This is a genomic window from Sphingopyxis sp., from assembly GCF_050725655.1.
Lineage (GTDB): Bacteria > Pseudomonadota > Alphaproteobacteria > Sphingomonadales > Sphingomonadaceae > Sphingopyxis.
The window spans coordinates 1-16572 of sequence record NZ_JBOHHT010000054.1; the positions used below are offsets into that span (position 1 = coordinate 1).

The 16572-nt window shown below is 64.4% G+C and carries 14 protein-coding genes and 1 tRNA gene; 7 read left to right on the forward strand and 8 right to left on the reverse strand.

Features of this window, described 5'->3' with window-relative positions; translation table 11 throughout:
• Window positions 1-100 precede the first annotated feature (100 nt).
• The 4 genes from ACREBX_RS07670 to ACREBX_RS07685 form a co-directional block, all read right to left on the reverse strand.
• Window positions 101-1255, reverse strand: a complete 1155-nt coding sequence (locus tag ACREBX_RS07670; RefSeq protein ID WP_431561163.1) for a cell wall hydrolase — start codon at window positions 1253-1255, stop codon at window positions 101-103.
• A 9-nt stretch (window positions 1256-1264) separates the two neighbouring features.
• A complete protein-coding gene (gene cysK / locus ACREBX_RS07675; RefSeq protein WP_431561164.1) occupies window positions 1265-2185 on the reverse strand; it encodes a cysteine synthase A in 921 nt (306 codons plus the stop codon).
• Complete coding sequence (locus ACREBX_RS07680; protein WP_431561165.1) at window positions 2182-2850, reverse strand: RBBP9/YdeN family alpha/beta hydrolase; 669 nt, start codon at window positions 2848-2850, stop codon at window positions 2182-2184. Before ACREBX_RS07680 ends, cysK begins: the two co-directional genes overlap by 4 nt.
• A 127-nt stretch (window positions 2851-2977) precedes the next feature.
• A complete protein-coding gene (locus tag ACREBX_RS07685; protein WP_431561166.1) occupies window positions 2978-4291 on the reverse strand; it encodes an MFS transporter in 1314 nt (437 codons plus the stop codon).
• A 127-nt stretch (window positions 4292-4418) separates the two neighbouring features.
• Between ACREBX_RS07685 and ACREBX_RS07690 the strand changes: the two genes are divergently transcribed.
• From ACREBX_RS07690 to ACREBX_RS07700, 3 genes are read left to right on the forward strand one after another with little or no spacing between them, the layout of a single operon-like run.
• Window positions 4419-6155 carry a DUF885 domain-containing protein gene (locus tag ACREBX_RS07690; RefSeq protein WP_431561167.1) on the forward strand — a complete coding sequence of 579 codons (1737 nt, stop codon included), beginning with the start codon at window positions 4419-4421 and terminating at the stop codon, window positions 6153-6155.
• A 54-nt stretch (window positions 6156-6209) separates the two neighbouring features.
• The gene (locus ACREBX_RS07695; RefSeq protein WP_431561168.1) at window positions 6210-7391 is read left to right on the forward strand and encodes a TIR domain-containing protein; all 1182 of its coding nucleotides are present in this window, start codon (window positions 6210-6212) and stop codon (window positions 7389-7391) included.
• The gene (locus ACREBX_RS07700) at window positions 7388-9169 is read left to right on the forward strand and encodes a tetratricopeptide repeat-containing protein (RefSeq protein ID WP_431561169.1); all 1782 of its coding nucleotides are present in this window, start codon (window positions 7388-7390) and stop codon (window positions 9167-9169) included. The genes ACREBX_RS07695 and ACREBX_RS07700 overlap by 4 nt, the downstream gene beginning before the upstream one ends.
• Here ACREBX_RS07700 and ACREBX_RS07705 read toward each other — a convergent pair.
• Entirely contained in the window at window positions 9161-10456 is a 1296-nt protein-coding gene (locus tag ACREBX_RS07705) for an RsmB/NOP family class I SAM-dependent RNA methyltransferase (protein ID WP_431561170.1), read from the reverse strand. The genes ACREBX_RS07700 and ACREBX_RS07705 overlap by 9 nt on opposite strands.
• A 29-nt stretch (window positions 10457-10485) precedes the next feature.
• On the opposite strand from ACREBX_RS07705, the gene ACREBX_RS07710 reads away from it, so the two are divergent.
• Window positions 10486-10722, forward strand: coding sequence for a DUF1674 domain-containing protein (locus tag ACREBX_RS07710; protein ID WP_431561171.1), 237 nt, complete (start codon window positions 10486-10488; stop codon window positions 10720-10722).
• Window positions 10723-10808: 86 nt separating this feature from the next.
• On the opposite strand, the gene ACREBX_RS07715 is transcribed toward ACREBX_RS07710, so the two are convergent.
• Window positions 10809-11588, reverse strand: a complete 780-nt coding sequence (locus ACREBX_RS07715) for a SapC family protein (RefSeq protein ID WP_431561172.1) — start codon at window positions 11586-11588, stop codon at window positions 10809-10811.
• Between the two features lie 133 nt (window positions 11589-11721).
• Complete coding sequence (locus ACREBX_RS07720; RefSeq protein ID WP_431561173.1) at window positions 11722-13146, reverse strand: FAD-binding oxidoreductase; 1425 nt, start codon at window positions 13144-13146, stop codon at window positions 11722-11724.
• Window positions 13147-13335: 189 nt separating this feature from the next.
• Here ACREBX_RS07720 and ACREBX_RS07725 point away from each other — a divergent pair, with 189 nt between their 5' ends.
• Together ACREBX_RS07725 and ACREBX_RS07730 are read left to right on the forward strand one after the other, a co-directional pair.
• Entirely contained in the window at window positions 13336-13860 is a 525-nt protein-coding gene (locus ACREBX_RS07725) for a hypothetical protein (protein ID WP_431561174.1), read from the forward strand.
• A gap of 114 nt (window positions 13861-13974) precedes the next feature.
• Entirely contained in the window at window positions 13975-15369 is a 1395-nt protein-coding gene (locus ACREBX_RS07730; RefSeq protein WP_431561175.1) for a DEAD/DEAH box helicase, read from the forward strand.
• A gap of 24 nt (window positions 15370-15393) precedes the next feature.
• On the opposite strand, the gene ACREBX_RS07735 is transcribed toward ACREBX_RS07730, so the two are convergent.
• Entirely contained in the window at window positions 15394-16410 is a 1017-nt protein-coding gene (locus tag ACREBX_RS07735) for an NADP-dependent oxidoreductase (RefSeq protein ID WP_431561176.1), read from the reverse strand.
• A gap of 104 nt (window positions 16411-16514) precedes the next feature.
• Here ACREBX_RS07735 and ACREBX_RS07740 point away from each other — a divergent pair.
• A tRNA-Ala gene (locus tag ACREBX_RS07740) sits at window positions 16515-16572 on the forward strand.

Here is a 16572-nt window from a genome sequence, read left to right on the forward strand (position 1 = left end):
CCCTCCGTCAGCGCTTCGCGCTGCCACCTCCCCACAAGTGGGGAGGATCGGTACGTCCGCTCTCCACCCCAAATCAGTCGTTCGTGACTCGGAGGCTTCCTTACCGTTTCATGCACTGGCGCACATCGTCGCGCTTGTATTCGCTGCAATTCCAGAGCGCCTTTTCGAACCCTGCCTTGTCGTCGCGGAGGTAGGAGAAGGTCATCGCCGCACGCTGCGTGTCGCTCATCGCATCGCTGTCGGGTTTCAGCATCGGGTTGGTCCAGCCCATGAACTTGCAATAGGGCTTGTCGCCGCACAGCCGCAGCGCGGTGGTGACAAAGCTTTCGGGCGCAGCCTTGCGGTCGAGCTGGGTGTAGATGGTGTCGCGCCCCATGCTTTCGCCCGCGCCGGTGACGACGCGCGCTTCGCCGACGGCGGCATTGGCGTCGACGCCCGTTGCCAGATCGGTCGGCAACCCCAGCGCGATCGCGTGCAGCGGCGATATGGCAGCGAGCTTCGCCACCGGGCCGTCGCTTCCCGACACCGCGCCGCGGAACGCGCCCTGCGTGCCCCAGAACCCCGGCCAGCGGAAAAACAGGTGCGTATCGACGATCGCGATCTTCTCGAGGCTGTCGCTCCAATAGGGTCGCACCCAGTCGGTGTGATAATGGGTGGCAAGGCCGACCGGCGGATAGGTTCCGCCCGACAGCATCATATCGGCGTTGTTGCGTGCGCGCTGCCACGCCGCGTCCGAATAACGGCGGTTCAGTGCCCCGTCGCATGTGAAGGTGAACTGGCACCCCGTCGTGCGTTCCGACCCCTGGAATACAACACCGCAGATCGACTTGGGGAAGGCCGGATGCCGGGCGCGGTTGATCACGACCTGGCCGACCGGCTGTTGTCCCTTGGCGTCGTCGCCCGCCTCGTAAAGCATCGCGGCGGCAAGGCAGTCGCGGGCGCGGGCTTTCGCGTCGCCGCCGCCCGCATAAACGAAGGGACGCGCCGCAACGAAGCCATTGGTGATCAGCGCGACGTCGGCGTTCTGCGCGCGCGCGTCGTCTTCGGTCACCGGCGCCAGCACCATGGGTGCGACTTCGGGGACAATGTTGGCGGGCGGCGCGACCGGTTGCCGATGTGCGACGTGCTTTCCCGGGCCGCTCGAATGGCTCGCATAAAGCACCGCCACCACCGCCGCGATCACGATCAGGACGAACAGCCAGCCCGTCCAGTCGCGCCGCAAGGGCAACGCCGTTTGATCGTCGTGGGGGGGCACGAGCGGTCCTCAGATCTCCGGGAGGAAATCGGGAACCGACAGATAACGCTCGCCCGTGTCGTAGTTGAAGCCGAGAACGCGGCTGCCTGCGGGAAGTTCGGCAAGCTTCTGCGCGATGGCCGCGAGAGTGGCGCCCGACGAGATGCCGACGAGCATGCCTTCCTCGGTCGCGGAGCGGCGCGCGAAATCCTTCGCGGCACCCGCATCGACCTTGATCACCCCGTCGAGCAGGTCGGTGTGCAGGTTGCGCGGGATGAAGCCGGCGCCGATGCCCTGGATCGGGTGCGGCGCGGGCTGGCCGCCCGAAATGACCGGCGAGGCTTCGGGTTCGACCGCATAGACCTTCAGGTTCGGCCAATGCGCTTTGAGGAACTGCGCAACGCCGGTGATATGGCCGCCGGTGCCGACACCGGTGATCAGCACGTCGATGGGACTGTCCTTGAAATCGGCGAGGATTTCGGGACCCGTCCTGCGGGCGTGCACATCGATGTTCGCCTCATTTTCGAACTGCTGCGGCATCCACGCGCCCGGCGTCGTCTCGACCAGTTCGATCGCGCGTTCGATCGCGCCCTTCATACCCTTTTCGCGCGGCGTCAGGTCGAAGGTCGCGCCATAAGCGAGCATCAACCGGCGGCGTTCGACCGACATGCTTTCGGGCATGACGAGGACAAGCTTGTACCCCTTGACCGCGGCGGCCATCGCGAGGCCGATGCCGGTGTTGCCCGACGTCGGCTCGACGATGGTGCCGCCGGGCTTCAGGCTGCCGTCTTTCTCGGCGGCTTCGATCATCGCGAGGCCGATCCGATCCTTGATCGATCCACCGGGGTTGCTGCGTTCCGACTTGACCCAGACTTCGGCGTCGGGGAACAGCTTGGCGACACGGATATGCGGCGTGTTGCCGATGGTCTCGAGGATCGAATTGGCTTTCATGATCGGTGCGCTCTTTCCTTGAATTCGAATCGCGGGTCGCGGCGGACACGATTTGGCCAGTCTCCGGCGCGCAGCCAGAGTGCCTCGTCCGCCAGCGCCGGCGTGGTCGCGGGTTGTAACGAGGCGAGCAGATACTGTCCATAAGGCCAGTCCGCGACGCCCGAGTCCGCGTTGATATGGCCGAACGGTCCGGCGTTGACGAAACGCGCGTCCCAGTGCCGCGACAGGCGCCAGACATAGGAGGTTTTGGCATAGGGATCGTCATCGCTGGCCACGACGATCATCGGCGTCCGCGACGAAAGCGGCGGCGAGTCGGTGAAGCTTTCGACCCGCGTGTCGCGCCGGAGTTGCGTCAGGTCAGGCGGCGCGACGAGCAGCGCGCCGGCGATACGGTCACGCGCGACGCTGCTGGCGGCGGCGAACCAATGGGCAAAGGCATGGCAGCCAAGGCTGTGTGCGGCAACGAGGACGGGTTCGTGTTCGGCGTCGATCGCGGCGGCGATCCGTTCGACCCATTCGTCCTTCACCGGCTCGTCCCAGCCGCCGAGTTCGATTCGCTCGCAGCGGGCGAAGCTTCGCTCCCACAGGCTTTGCCAATGGGTCGGGCCGCTGTTGTAGAGCCCGGGAATGGTCAGGATTTTGTGGCGGATATTCGAATTGTGCATGGCGGTCGCTCCATCGGGGGAGTGAGGGGGAACCGCGGTGACGGGTGATGGATAGATAACTCAACTGATTAAATTGACAATAGCCTTTTGACGAAATGGGCGCGAGGTACGGCGAATGGTTTTGATCCTATCCTTCGGTCTGCCTGAACTGCGGCTCGAATGTGCGCGCTCGTCGCAGTTCAGGAAATATCCATGCCCAGAGCGCGGTCACACCGACTGCCGCAGCGCCGCCCGCGACCACCGCGCTCACCGGGCCGAGCGCGGCCGCCATCGCGCCGGCGCGCATTTCGCCGAGTTCGTTCGAGGCCGAAATGGCAAGCCCCGACGCCGCGCTGACGCGTCCGCGCATATGGTCGGGGGTGTTGAGCTGGATCAGCGTGCCGCGCACAAAGACCGAGAACATGTCGGCTGCGCCCATGAGGACGAGCACCGCGAGCGACAGGAACAGATTGGTCGAGAGGCCGAACACCACGGTTCCGACGCCGAAGACGGCGACCGCCCACAGCATTTTTACGCCGACGTTGCGCTCGATCGGACGGATGGCGAGGCCCACCGCAACACCGACCGATCCCAAGGCGACGGCGGCGCGCATCAATCCTGCGCCTTCGGGGCCGGCGTGCAATATATCGCGTGCGAACACGGGGAACATCGCGGTCGCGCCCGCCAGCAAGACGGCGAACAGGTCGAGCGTGATCGTCCCGAGCAGGAAGCGCTCGACCCATACGAAGCGCAAACCATCGACCATCTCGCGCAGCGGGTGGCGGCGGACTTCGGCGGGCGGCGGCTGTACCGGCCGCACCCGGCTGAGGGTGAAGGCCGATATGGCAAGGAGTATGGCCGAGAAGACGTACACCGCCCCCGGATGCGCCGCATAGATGAGGCCGCCCGCCGCCGGGCCGATCACCGACGCCGACTGCCAGGCGATGCTGCTCATCGCAATCGCGCGTGGCAACACGGCGGGGGGGACGATATTGGGCGCGATGGCGCTCATCGCTGGCCCCGAGAAGACGCGCGCGACGCCGTGCAGCGCCGCGAGACCGAAGAGCAACGGCAGCGTCAACTGGTCATGCCAGGTGAACCAACCGAGCGCGGCGGCAATGAGGAGATCGATGAGGTTCGAAAAGATCGCGACGCTACGCCGCTCGAACCGGTCGGCGGCCCAGCCCGCGACGGGGGTCAGGATGGCAAGCGGAACGAACTGGAAGAGGCCGAGCAGCCCGAGTTGGAACGATGCCTCCTTGATCGACATGCCATAGTCGGTGCGCGCGGTGTCGTAGAGCTGGTAGCCGATCACCACGACCATCGCGATCGTCGCCATCACCGCGGTGAAGCGCGCGAGCCAGAAATAGCGGAAGTCGGGAAAGCTGAGGGGGGAAGGGGCTTTGGGCGTCGCGTCCGGCATCACCGGTTCTTCGCCTTCGGGTGGAGGGATCGTTGCCATCGCCGTCCGCCCTATCGTGCTTTTCGTCGCTGTCCAGTCGCCCTAACATATGCCGTTCGTCGATTAGGGGATGCCATCGGCCAGACGCAGTGGCAGAAACCCGCGATCGATTGAGGGAGACTATCGAATGACAAGCAAATTTGCCCGCTTCAGCGGCGCGGCGATGGCTGCGACGCTGCTGGTTCTGGCCGGATGCAACGCGTCGGACAACAAGTCGGCGACCGCGCCGAGCGCGAAGGACTGGACCGAATTCCGCGATAATTTCCTCAAGGGATATTTCCCCCTCAATCCGAATTTCGCGGTCTATCAGGGCAAGCATGAGTTCGACGGGCAACTGCCCGACTGGTCGCCCGAGGGACTTGAGAAGCAGGCCGCCTATCTCGAAAAGGCGATTGCGGATGCCAAGGCTTTCGACGGCGAGATGACCGATGCCGAAAAGTTCGAACGCGATTATTTGATTCATGTCGCTCAGGGGCAGCTCTTCTTCCTCCGCGATACCGATTTTGCGCAGAAGAACCCGTCCTTTTATACCGGCGCGCTCGACCCCAACGTCTATATCGCGCGCCCCTATGCCGATGCGACGACGCGGATGAAGGCGTTCATCGCCTATGCCGAAAAGGTCCCCGCCGCTGCCGCGCAGATCAAGGCGAACCTCAAGCTTCCGCTGCCCGCGACCTTTGTGAAATATGGCACGGCGGGCTTCGGCGGCTTTGCCGATTATTATAAGGGCGATGCCAAGGCGGCCTTTGCCTCGGTCAAGGACGAGACGCTGCAGAAACAGTTCGACGAAGCCGCCGCGAAGGCCGGCGCGGCGATGACCGATCTTGCGAAATATATCGGATCGCAGCCGGGCACCGCCGACGGTTTCGCGCTCGGCGGCGGCAAGTTCGCGAAGATGATCCTGACCAACGAAGGCGTCGATACGCCGCTCGACGAACTTGAGCGCATCGGGCAGGCCGACCTCAAGCGTAACCAGGACGCACTGAAGGCGGCTTGTGCGACTTATGCCGCGGGCATGACAATCGCCGATTGCATGAAGAAGATGAATTCGGACAAGCCCGCCGACGGTCCGGTCGCCGAGGCGCGGCGCCAGCTGCCGACGCTGCGCGCCTTCCTGATCGAAAAGGACATCGTGACGATCCCCGGCACCGAACAGGCGCAGGTCGAGGAATCGCCGCCATACAACCGGCAGAACAGCGCCTATATCGACATCCCCGGACCGTATGAGAAAGGCTTGCCGTCGGTCTATTATATCTCGCCGCCCGATCCGGCGTGGGACAAGCAGACGCAGGCCGATTTCGTGCCCGGCCGCAAGGACTTGATGTTCACCTCGGTCCACGAAGTATGGCCGGGCCACTTCCTCAACTTCCTCCATTCGAACCGCGCCGAAAGCATCTTCGGCAAGCTCTTCGTCGGCTATGCCTTCGCCGAGGGCTGGGCGCATTATACCGAGGAGATGATGTGGGACGCGGGGTTGGGTGAGGGCGATCCCGAAACGCATATCGGCCAGCTGTCGAACGCGTTGCTGCGCGATTGCCGCTATCTTTCAGCAATCGGCCTGCACACGCAGGGCATGACGGTCGCCGACAGCGAAAAGCTGTTCAAGGAGCAATGCTATCAGGATGAGGGTAATTCGCGGCAACAGGCGGCGCGCGGCACCTATGATCCCGCCTATCTCAATTACACGATGGGCAAGCTGATGATCCGCAAGCTGCGCGAGGATTGGACAGCCAAAAACGGGGGGGCGGGTGACAAGACGAAGTGGAAAGCGTTCCACGACGAGTTCCTGTCGTACGGCGGCCCGCCGATCCCGATGGTTCGCGCGGCAATGATGAAGGAAGAGACGCCGAAGGCGGTTTTCTGAGGCTGGCGAATCGAACGACCGGCGGCTAGCCTCGTCAAAACAGGGGGCTAGCCGATGGTTGACGTGTTCATTTCCTATTCGCGCGACAACAAGGCGCGCGTCGCCGACATCGCCGCTGCCGTCACCGCGGCGGGCTACGACGTGTGGTGGGATGCCGAGCTGCCGCCGCATCGCTCGTACGGCGATGTCATCACCGAAAAGATCGGTAGTGCAAAGGCGGCGATCGTCGTCTGGTCGCACACATCGGCGCAGTCCGAATGGGTGCGCGCCGAGGCTGACGTTGCGCGCAACCAGAAGAAGCTGGTGCAGACGGCGATCGACGATGTGATGCCGCCGCTGCCGTTCAACCAGATCCAGTTCGCCGACCTCCGCGACTGGAACGGCGATCCGGAACATGGCGCCTGGCGCAAGGTCCTGATGAGCCTCGAAGAGCTTTGTGGACGCGAAGCCGCCGCGGCGCCCTCGCCGAGACCGACGCCTGCGCCCGTTGCAACGCCCCCGCCGCCGGGAGATTCGCAAGCCGGCTCGAGGGAACGGAAGTCCTCTTTGGCTTTGACACTCGCTTGGGCGCTTGTAGCGCTCGCTGCGATAGCGATAGCCTTGCTTGCGTGGAAGCTTCTTCAACCCCCGGCTGAGCCCGCTCCTTCAGCGACCGAAGCCGTCGCCTTGCCAGATGAAAAGAGAGTGGCGGAAACACCCGGAACAGCAGTTAATGGCCCGATCGAAGCCTTCACGCTCGCAGCCGTCATCGACGATCCGGAGGGCTTCACCAACATCCGTTCGCAACGAAGCGCTCAAAGCACGATCCTCGGCAAGGTGCTCGATGGCGAGAAATTCCTGACCTACAAACAGTCCGGCGCATGGTGGCGCGTGCGCAAGGCCGACGGCACGACGGGCTTCATGTTCCGCAAATATATCCGGCTCGTCGAAGGCGGCGCGCCGGCGATCCCCGCCGGCTCCGCGCCGACGGGCGTCGGCGGCAGCGGTGTTGTCATTCCCGACTCGTCGGACCGCCTGCTTTCGGCCGACGAGTTAAGCAATTACAGCGCGCTCGAACTCCGGATCGCGCGCAACGAGATATTCGCACGCAACGGGTTTCGCTTCAGCGATCCGTCGCTTCGCGCGCATTTCAGCCAGTTCAGCTGGTATAGCGCAACGAGCGACACGGTCGAGCTGTCCACCACCGAGAAAGCGAATGTCGCCTTGCTGAAATCGGCCGAAGCTACGGCGCGATGACGGGATCGGCGGACCGGATCACGGCCGCCGAAGCCGAGGTCGCGCACCGGCTGGCGGAGGGCGATGCGCTGAGCGCGTTCGACTGCGCCGCTGCGACCCGGCGCGATGGTGTTGACAGCCCGCGCTTGCGCTATCTCATGGTGCGGGCGCTTGCCGCTTCGGGTGACAGTCTGGGCGCGATGCATCTCTATGAGCAGCTTGACCTTGCTGCGACAGGCGACGTCGACAGCCTCGCGCTGGCGGGGCGGATATGGAAGGATGCCGCCTTCGACAATAGCGGCGACCGCCACGCGGTGTTGCTGGGGCAGGCCGCTGCCGCCTATCATCACGCATGGAAGCTTTCGGGCGCCTCCTTTCCGGCAATCAATGCCGCGAGCCTCTATGCGCTGCTCGGCGAGCGCGAGCGCGCCGCGGCTTTGGCAGGGCCGATTGCCGCAAATGGCGCTGCCGATAATTATTGGGACCTGGTGACGCTGGTCGAGGCGCTGCTGCTGTTGAACCGCGGCGCGGAAGCTCTGCGCCACGCACAAGCGGCCCAGAATCAGGCGGGGACTCGCGCCGGAGACCGCGCCTCGACTTGCCGCCAGCTGTCGCGTCTTGCCGGAAGCGGTGCGATCGACGCAGGTCATGCGGGAGCGATCCTTGGCCTGCTCCGTCCGCCCCCGGTCGGGGTCTATTGCGGGCGTATGTTCCGGGCGGGCGGGGCCGGCGAGGCCAATGCCCGCGCCGCCATCGCCGCCGCGCTCGATGCACAGCCGCTTTCGGCGCTGATCGGCCCGCTCGCTTGCGGCGCGGACATCCTGTTCGCCGAAGAGGCACTTGCGCGGGGAATCGACCTGACCATCGTGCTGCCCTTCGCCGAAGATGATTTCATCGCCCAATCGGTGCTTTCGGGCGGCGAGGACTGGCTGGCGCGCTATGTCGCATGCCGCGACCGGGCGGCGATGGTCCATTTCGCCAGCGGTTCGCGTTTTGTCAGCGACGATTGCCAGTTCGTCCTCGGGTCGCATACGATGATGGGTCTGGCCAAGCTGCGCGCGCGCGAACTGGAGACAACAGCGATCCAGCTTGCGGTGGTCGATCCCGAAGTCGCGGCGCGTTCCTTGGCCGCGATCGCCGGGACCAATACCGATATTGCGCTGTGGCAGCAGCATGGCGGCGAAACCCTGACGATTTCTGTTGGTGCTCTCGACCGCAACTTGGACTTTCCCGCGGCGCCCAGGCCGCCCGAGGGGACGCGCCGCGGGCTTTATGCTATATTGTTCGCGGATTTCGCAGGCTTTTCGAAGCTTGGCGAAGCGGAGCTGCCGATCTTTGCCAGCGAAGTGATGGGCGGCATTGGCCAAATCCTCGACGAGTTCGGAAAGGCGGTATTGTTCCGCAACACTTGGGGCGACGCCGTCTATGCCATCATCGACGACCCGGCGACGGCGGCGCGGATCGCGCTGGCGATGCAGGAGCGGCTCGATATTCTGCCGCCGGGGCTCGGGCTCGACGGGCAAGAGGCCGGAATGCGGACGGGTATCCATTTCGGTCCGATCTATCGCGGCATCGATCCGGTGGTCGGAAACGAACTATGGTACGGCACCGAAGTGACGCGCACCGCGCGGATCGAGCCGGTCACATTGGTCGGCCAAGTCTATTGCACCCAGCCGCTCGCCGCGATGCTGGCGCTCCGCAACGCCCGCGATTTCGATTGCGACTATGTCGGAAAGGTACAGCTCGCCAAGGATTATGGCGAACTCGCGCTCTATCGATTGTCGCGCACCTCAGCTTGACGGCGCGCGCAGCCGCGCGACGAAAAACCCATCGAGCCCACCCGCGTCGGCGAGCATGTCGGGGAGCGTGCGGATCAGGCCCTTGCCGTCGGTGGCAATCGCCTCGGGCAATTCTTCGGTGCGCGCGGGGTCGATGGTCCATCCGGCGTGGCGGTCGAGGAAGGTCGATACCTGACCCTCACCCTCGGCTTGCTCGAGCGAGCAGGTCGCATAGATCAGCGTGCCGCCCGGCTTGACCCAGCGCGCCGCGCGCGCCAGCAACTCGGTCTGCAGCACCGCCATTTCGGCAATCTGCCGAGGTTCGATGCGGTGGAGCACGTCGGGATGACGGCGGAAGATACCGGTCGCCGAGCAGGGCGCGTCGAGCAGCACCGCGTCGGCCTGACCCTCGGGTGCCCACGACCGGATATCGCCCTGGACGATGTCGGCCGACAGGCCGGTGCGTTCCATGTTGGCGCGCAGCCGTTCGAGGCGTTTCGCGCTGGAATCGACCGCAACGACATGCCATCCGGCCGCCGCAAGTTGCATCGTCTTGCCGCCCGGCGCGGCGCAGAGGTCGAGCACGGTCCGGCCTTCGCCGGCGCCGAGCAGGCGGGCGGGCAGGCTCGCCGCCAGATCCTGCACCCACCAGCCGCCTTCGCTATAGCCCGGCATCGCCTCGACCGCCTGACCGCGGGGAAGGCGGCGATGACGCGGAGCGAGCGAAACGGCGTCGGGCCATTCCTCCGCACCCGGTTCGGCGGCGAAGCTGAGATCGATGGGCGGCGGTGCGCTCCACGCCGCTTCGGCGGCTTCGACCATCGCCAGGCTCCATTGCTCGGCCCAGCGTTCGGCGGTGGGCAGGGGAAGCGTAGCGCGATCGAGAAGTCGCCATTCATCCTGCTGCGCACGCGACAGAACGGCGTGAACCAGCCGCCGCGGTCCGCCTGCGACGAGCGGCAGGGCCGTCGCCACGACCGCATGCGCGGGACTTTTGAGTACGAGCAACTGGGCGAGCGCAATCCGCAATACCGCGCGCGATTTGACGTCATCGGGGAGGATTTGTGCCGTTGCGCTGTCGATCAGCGCGTCGATGTCGACCATCCAGCGCAGTGTTTCCGACGCGATCGCGACGGCGAAGGCACGGTCGGCGCCGGTCAGCCCCTGAGCGGCAGCATGCATGGCAACGTCGAGCGGGTCGCCGCGCCGCAGGATCGCATCGACCAGCCGCAATGCCGCGCGGCGGGTTGCCGTGCCGGGTGGATCGGCTTCGCCCGGCGGTCGGCGACGCGGGCGGCGATCAGCCATGATCGGCAACGGCGTGGTTGGCGTGACGCATGAAAAATCCTATAGGCATGGGCATGACGATCGACAGCAGCCAGAAGGGAACCATCGGCGGAACGCCGCGCGCTGTAAAGCGCCCCGCGCATGTGAAAGCTCCGGCGGGCTGGACGAATAGCCCGGTGCCGGTGCCGGAACCGATCCATGAGGACAAGGCGGAGGACCAGCCAGGTGGGCGCAACCCGGTGCGCTATGGTGATTGGGAGCTGAAGGGCGTGGCGGTCGATTTCTGAGGGCATCGGGCCCCGCCGCGACGATATTCGATATATGCCCGAACGGCCGCCCCTGCGCGATGCAGAGGCGGCGATATTCATATGCTTCAGACGACGGGCAGTTCGGTGTTGAGGGGCATCTTGCCGCTCTTAACCTGTTCGGCGAACACTTCGCGCATCAGTTGCAGCGAGAAGAGGTGCGCGAAAATAAGGCCGAGGATGCCGTTCTGCATCAGCTTGCGCAGCACATCGCCGCGCAGCTCGCGCAGCTTGTTTTCGTCGACCATCTGGAAACCTCGATAGACGTACGGCTTGTCATTGCCTTCCTGCTGGATGGAGACTTCGCCGTCCATCAACAGGTCTGCTTTCTTCAATTCGTCCATGAACATGCCGGTGCGCTGGCCCGCTTCCTCGAAATTCTTGCAGAATTCGAGGACCGCTTGAACCTGATCGGACGGCTGGCCGTCGACGAAGAGCGCATCGCCCTCGTCGAACTTGCCGATCGCGCCCGAGGTCGGGTCGAAGCACAGCGACAAATCTTCCGAATCGGGCTGGAGCCGCGCGAGGAGGAAGGGGTAGCGGCGAATGTAGGCCGGGACATAAACCGGATTGATGAGCTTGCCTGCATCGTCGACGAAGGTGTTGATGCCTTCGTTCAGACCCATCAGCGCGAGCGGAACCGGATTTTCGCCGGCCGAAAAGACGATCGGGAAAAAGCGGCAGGCGGACACGAACTCGTCCGACGTCAGCGGGATTGCATGCTGGCCGACCAGAAATTCGGCGCTGTCGAGAGGACGTGCATGGAAATCGCCGTGCTCGACGCTCGAAAGCGGGGCAAGGTCCTTGTAGAACAGCGGCAGATTGGCAGGTGCGGGCGCGGTGGCCATGTTTGAACTCCGGTAAAGGTCCCGCAGCTCGGGACGAAAAGGATAAAGCGCCTTATTGACCCGCGCCGCGCCGCGCAAGAGGGCGATGCTGCAAGAGGGCGACGCGATGCGGCTCGGCGGGGTCGGGCGACGATCAGGCGACCAGTTTGCCCGGATTGAAGATGCCCGCCGGGTCGAACCCGGCCTTGACCCGGCGCAGCGCCGACAAACGCGCCGGGCTGTCCAGTTCGGCCAATATGTCGCGCTTCATCTGGCCGATGCCATGCTCGGCCGAAATCGATCCCCCGAGTTCGAGGACGTGCGAATAGACCAGCCGGCTGACCGCCGCGCCATGCTCGGCGAGCCACGCGGCGCCATCGACATCGGCGGGCGGCTGGACATGGTGATGGACATTGCCGTCGCCCAAATGGCCAAAAGACAGTGCGCGGACGCCGGGAAATGCCAAATCCAATCGCGCCGGATTCTCGGCGATGAAGGCGGGCATCAAATCGACGGGCACGCTGACGTCATGCTGCAACGCCGGACCTTCGGCCCGTTCCGCTTCCGAAATGGAATCGCGCAAGCGCCAGAAATCATCGCTTTCGCGATCGTTTTTGGCGATCACGACATCGCGGATCAGTCCCGCGTCGAGCGCCGCCGCGAGTTGCCGTTCCAAGGCTTCGCCCAAAGCCTGATCGTTTTCGCCGGCTAGTTCGAGCAGCACGTACCAAGGCTGTGCGGTCGCAAGCGGTGCGCGCGTCTGGGGGATATGGCGCAGCACCGCGTCGAGGCAGCTGTGCGGGATCAGTTCGAACCCCTCGAGCTCGCGCCCGATCGCGGCGTCGACACGGCGCAGCAGCAACAGCGCGCTTTCGGGGGAATCGATCCCGATCCACGCGGTCCGCCGTGCCGCAGCAGTGGGAACCAGATGCAGCGACGCGGCAGTAACGATGCCCAGCGTTCCTTCGGCACCGCAAAACAGGTGCCGCAGGTCATAGCCGCGATTATCCTTCTTGAGCGCGGAAAGCCCGTCGAAAATGCTGCCGTCGGGCAGCACCGCTTCGATGCCCAGGGTCAGCGCGCGCATCGATCCGTGGCGCAGCACCTGGGTGCCGCCGGCGTTGGTCGACACCAGCCCGCCGATTGTCGCCGATCCCTTGCCGCCCAAGGTAAGCGGAAAGCGGAGCCCGTGTGCGAGCACGGCGTTGTGGAAATTCTCCAGGATCACGCCGGCCTCGGCAACGGCAAGCTGCCGCGCCTCGTCGATATGGCGTATGCGGTTCATCCGCCGCAGGCTGAGCAGAAGCTGATCGCCGCTCGAATCGGGCGTGGCGCCGCCCACCATGCCGCTGTTGCCGCCTTGGGGGACCAGCGCGACCTCCGCCTCGGCGCACAGGCGCACGACGGAGGCGACTTCGTCGGTGGTCGCTGGCGACAGCATTGCGGCCGCACGACCTTGATATTTGCCGCGCCAGTCGGTCAGCCAGGGCGCCATCGCATCCGGGTCGGCACTATAGCCCTTCGGGCCAAGCAAGTTTGCGAATGCGTCGAGCAGCGATGCAGATGGCGGGCGCGTCATGCCGGTCCACTCCGTAAATTTCCTGTTCCGCAAGCGGGCAGGGGGTGACAGCAGTTCATTTGATGTTCAATCATCCTTGTTAAAAGGGGCGATGGACGAATAGTATCTTTTCGTCCAGCGGGCATGGACGCGGGAGCCACAGGTGAGCAGCATCTTCTGTCAGGACGCCAAAGGAGCGGCAGCGCGGCTGTGCTGACGGCGGCATTCCTGTGGTTTGTGGCCGCTGCTCCAGCGGCAGACGCAGCGCCGCCCATTGCCGCGCCGGAGCCGCTGGTGGCGATTTCCGCACCGACCCCCGAACAGGTTTCTTCCTTTTGGCAGGTGGTGATCGAACAGCAGCTGATCATTCGTGTGCCGGCCCAGCGTTCGCAGCTCAACAATTTTGCCGCGGGTCCCTCAGCTTCGAGACGCGCGACCGAGTTGCCGGTCGTCTGGAAAGAGAAAAAAGCCCCCAAATGCGTATCGATGCGCAATATATTGGGGATGCAGGCGGTCCAGCGCGACAGCATCGATATCATTACGCGGCAAAAGCAGCGGCTGCGCGCGCAGTTGAACCGGGGGTGCCGCGCGCTCGATTTTTACGCCGGTTTCTACATGCAGGGCAGCAAGGACGGAAAACTGTGCGAGGATCGTGATCAGATCCATGCCCGGACCGGCGCAAAATGCGAGATCGACAAGTTCAAGCTGATGGTTCCGGTCCGCGAAGACGATTAATCGCGTTTATCGCGGCCTTTCCTTGACTTTTCCTCGCCATTTGCCCAATGGCCGCGGCAACGTCCGCCTGCGTGGGAGGCTGGGCGCCAACTCTTTTCCGGACATGATGATCTTATGAAATTTGCCGACATCGGCCTTTCCGACGAACTTTTGCGCGCCATCGACGAGTCGGGGTATAACGAAGCGACCCCGATCCAGGCGGGAGTCATTCCGTCGGTCTTGATGATGCGCGACATCATCGGCATCGCCCAGACGGGTACGGGCAAGACCGCGTCCTTTGTGCTGCCGATGATCGACATCCTGGCCCACGGCCGCGCCCGTGCGCTGATGCCGCGCTCGCTGATCCTCGCGCCGACGCGCGAACTCGCGGCGCAGGTCGCTGAAAATTTTGAAAAATACGGCAAATATCACAAGCTTTCGATGGCGCTGCTGATCGGCGGCGTTCAGATGGGCGACCAGGTCAAGGCGCTCGAAAAGGGTGTCGACGTGCTGATCGCGACGCCGGGCCGCCTGATGGACCTGTTCGAGCGCGGCAAGATCCTGCTGACCGGTTGCAACCTGCTCGTCATCGATGAGGCCGACCGGATGCTCGACATGGGCTTCATTCCCGACATCGAGAATATCTGCACCAAGCTGCCCGCGACTCGGCAGACCTTGCTCTTCTCGGCGACGATGCCCGCGCCGATCAAGCGGCTCGCCGACAAGTTCCTGTCGAATCCGAAGACGATCGAGGTCGCGCGTCCGGCGAGCCGGAACGAGAATATCGAGCAGTTCCTGGTCAAGACCTCGGAACGCAGCAAGCGCGACACGCTCCGCAGCCTGATCGAGGCCGAGAAGGTTGGCACCGCGATCATCTTCTGCAACCGCAAGACCACCGTACGCGAACTGGCGAAATCGCTGCAACGCTATGGCTACAAGGCGGGCGAGATCCAGGGTGACATGGACCAGTCGAGCCGCACCGCAGAACTCGACCGGTTCAAGGCCGGCACAATCAACATATTGGTGGCATCCGACGTCGCGGCGCGCGGGCTTGACGTCAAGGGCGTCAGCCACGTTTTCAATTTCGATGCACCATGGCATCCCGACGACTATGTCCATCGCATCGGCCGTACCGGTCGAGCGGGCGCTCAGGGTCGCGCTTTCACGCTGGTAACACCGTCCGATGATGAGGCGATCGACAGCATCCAGAAACTGACCGGGTACAAGATTCCGGTCCATGGCGGCGGCGCGCCGGCGGCTGATGTCGCCAAGCCTGCCCGCGATGCGGAAGAAGGCGAGCCGCGGCGCGCCCGTTCGGCGCGCGGTGGACGCGGCAAAGCTGCTGCGAAGCCCGAGCAGGCGCCAGCGCGGCAGGCGCCAGTCGCCGAAGCGCAGCCTTCGAAGCCGCGCGAAGAGCGGAAGCCGCGGAACGATCGCAAGCCGGTGCCCCGACACGACGATCAGGACGGCCCCGACGATGGCTGGAACGGTCCGATGCCGGGGTTCCTGTCTGTCGGTTTCGACAGCTGACGCCAGAACCGGAGGGCGTGCTGGTCAGACCCTGACCAGCATTTTTCCCATATTGCTGCCAGAGAACAGGCCGAGGAAGGCGTCGGGCGCCGACGCCAACCCGTCGTGTACGGTTTCGCGCATCGTTACCGCCCCGCTGGCGATCAACCCGCCCATGTCGGCATAGAATTCCTCCATGCAGTCGATGAACTGGTCGGTGTAGATGAAGCCTTCCATGCGAATCCGCGCCGGAATGGCCCGGACGATATATTTCATCTCCTGCGGCCTCGCGTCGTTGTAGACATCGATCATGCCGCAGATCGCGAAGCGCGCGAAATCGTTCGCCGTCGCAAAGGCCGCATCGAGATGCTCGCCGCCCACATTGTCGAAATAGACGTCGATGCCCGGCTTGCCGAGGCGTTCGAGCGCGGCGGCGAGTTGGGGGAGCACCGGCCCCGCCTTGTAATCGATCGTCGCGTCCGCGCCGAGATCGTCGATCCAGGCGCATTTCTCCGCGCCGCCGGCAGAGCCGATCACCGTCATTTCGCGCGCCTTGGCGATTTGCACAACCGCCGAACCGACCGCACCCGCGGCGGCCGAGACGAATATCGTATCGCCGGGCTTGGCCGCCGCGACGCGGAGCAGGCCGATCCATGCGGTTCCGCCGGTCAGGCCCATATTGTGCAGAAAGGTTTGCGGGGTCAGGCCCGCGGCCAGCATGTCGCCGGGCAGCTTGTTCGGCATCATGTCGAGGCCGATGACGCCGCCGTCGCGCCAACCGCCTATGTGGAGGATCAAGTCGCCCGGAGAAAAGCCCTCCATGGTGCTTTCGATGACCTCGCCGATCGCCCCGCCGGTCATCGGCTGGTCGATCTGGAAGCTGGCGACATAGCTTTTAGCGTCGTTCATCCGCCCGCGCATGTACGGATCGACCGACAGCCAAAGATTGCGGATACGAAGCTGGTCCTTTTGGAGCGGCGCGTCAGGCACCTCGCGCAACGCGAAATTGTCGATCGTCGGCAACCCCTGCGGACGACTGGTCAAATGCCACGCTTTGGCCATCGGAATCCCCCCATTCCCATTTCGCCGGCGACGGTGACAATCGTCAGAAAAGCCGTTGCCACCGCCAATCAGCGTCGTTAAGACCCTGCCCGTCGCGGGGCCGTAGCTCAGATGGGAGAGCGCTGCAATCGCACTGCAGAGGTCAGGGGTTCGATTCCCCTC

Bases quoted from the DNA above. Each gene is read 5' to 3' on its own strand.
- ACREBX_RS07705 (WP_431561170.1), bottom strand. From the start codon at position 10,456: ATGGCTGATCGCCGCCCGCGTCGCCGACCGCCGGGCGAAGCCGATCCA.
- ACREBX_RS07735 (WP_431561176.1), bottom strand. From the start codon at position 16,410: ATGGCCAAAGCGTGGCATTTGACCAGTCGTCCGCAGGGGTTGCCGACG.
- ACREBX_RS07690 (WP_431561167.1), top strand. From the start codon at position 4,419: ATGACAAGCAAATTTGCCCGCTTCAGCGGCGCGGCGATGGCTGCGACG.
- ACREBX_RS07715 (WP_431561172.1), bottom strand. From the start codon at position 11,588: ATGGCCACCGCGCCCGCACCTGCCAATCTGCCGCTGTTCTACAAGGAC.
- cysK (WP_431561164.1), bottom strand. From the start codon at position 2,185: ATGAAAGCCAATTCGATCCTCGAGACCATCGGCAACACGCCGCATATC.
- ACREBX_RS07695 (WP_431561168.1), top strand. From the start codon at position 6,210: ATGGTTGACGTGTTCATTTCCTATTCGCGCGACAACAAGGCGCGCGTC.
- ACREBX_RS07730 (WP_431561175.1), top strand. From the start codon at position 13,975: ATGAAATTTGCCGACATCGGCCTTTCCGACGAACTTTTGCGCGCCATC.
- ACREBX_RS07700 (WP_431561169.1), top strand. From the start codon at position 7,388: ATGACGGGATCGGCGGACCGGATCACGGCCGCCGAAGCCGAGGTCGCG.
- ACREBX_RS07685 (WP_431561166.1), bottom strand. From the start codon at position 4,291: ATGGCAACGATCCCTCCACCCGAAGGCGAAGAACCGGTGATGCCGGAC.
- ACREBX_RS07680 (WP_431561165.1), bottom strand. From the start codon at position 2,850: ATGCACAATTCGAATATCCGCCACAAAATCCTGACCATTCCCGGGCTC.
- ACREBX_RS07720 (WP_431561173.1), bottom strand. From the start codon at position 13,146: ATGACGCGCCCGCCATCTGCATCGCTGCTCGACGCATTCGCAAACTTG.
- ACREBX_RS07710 (WP_431561171.1), top strand. From the start codon at position 10,486: ATGAAAAATCCTATAGGCATGGGCATGACGATCGACAGCAGCCAGAAG.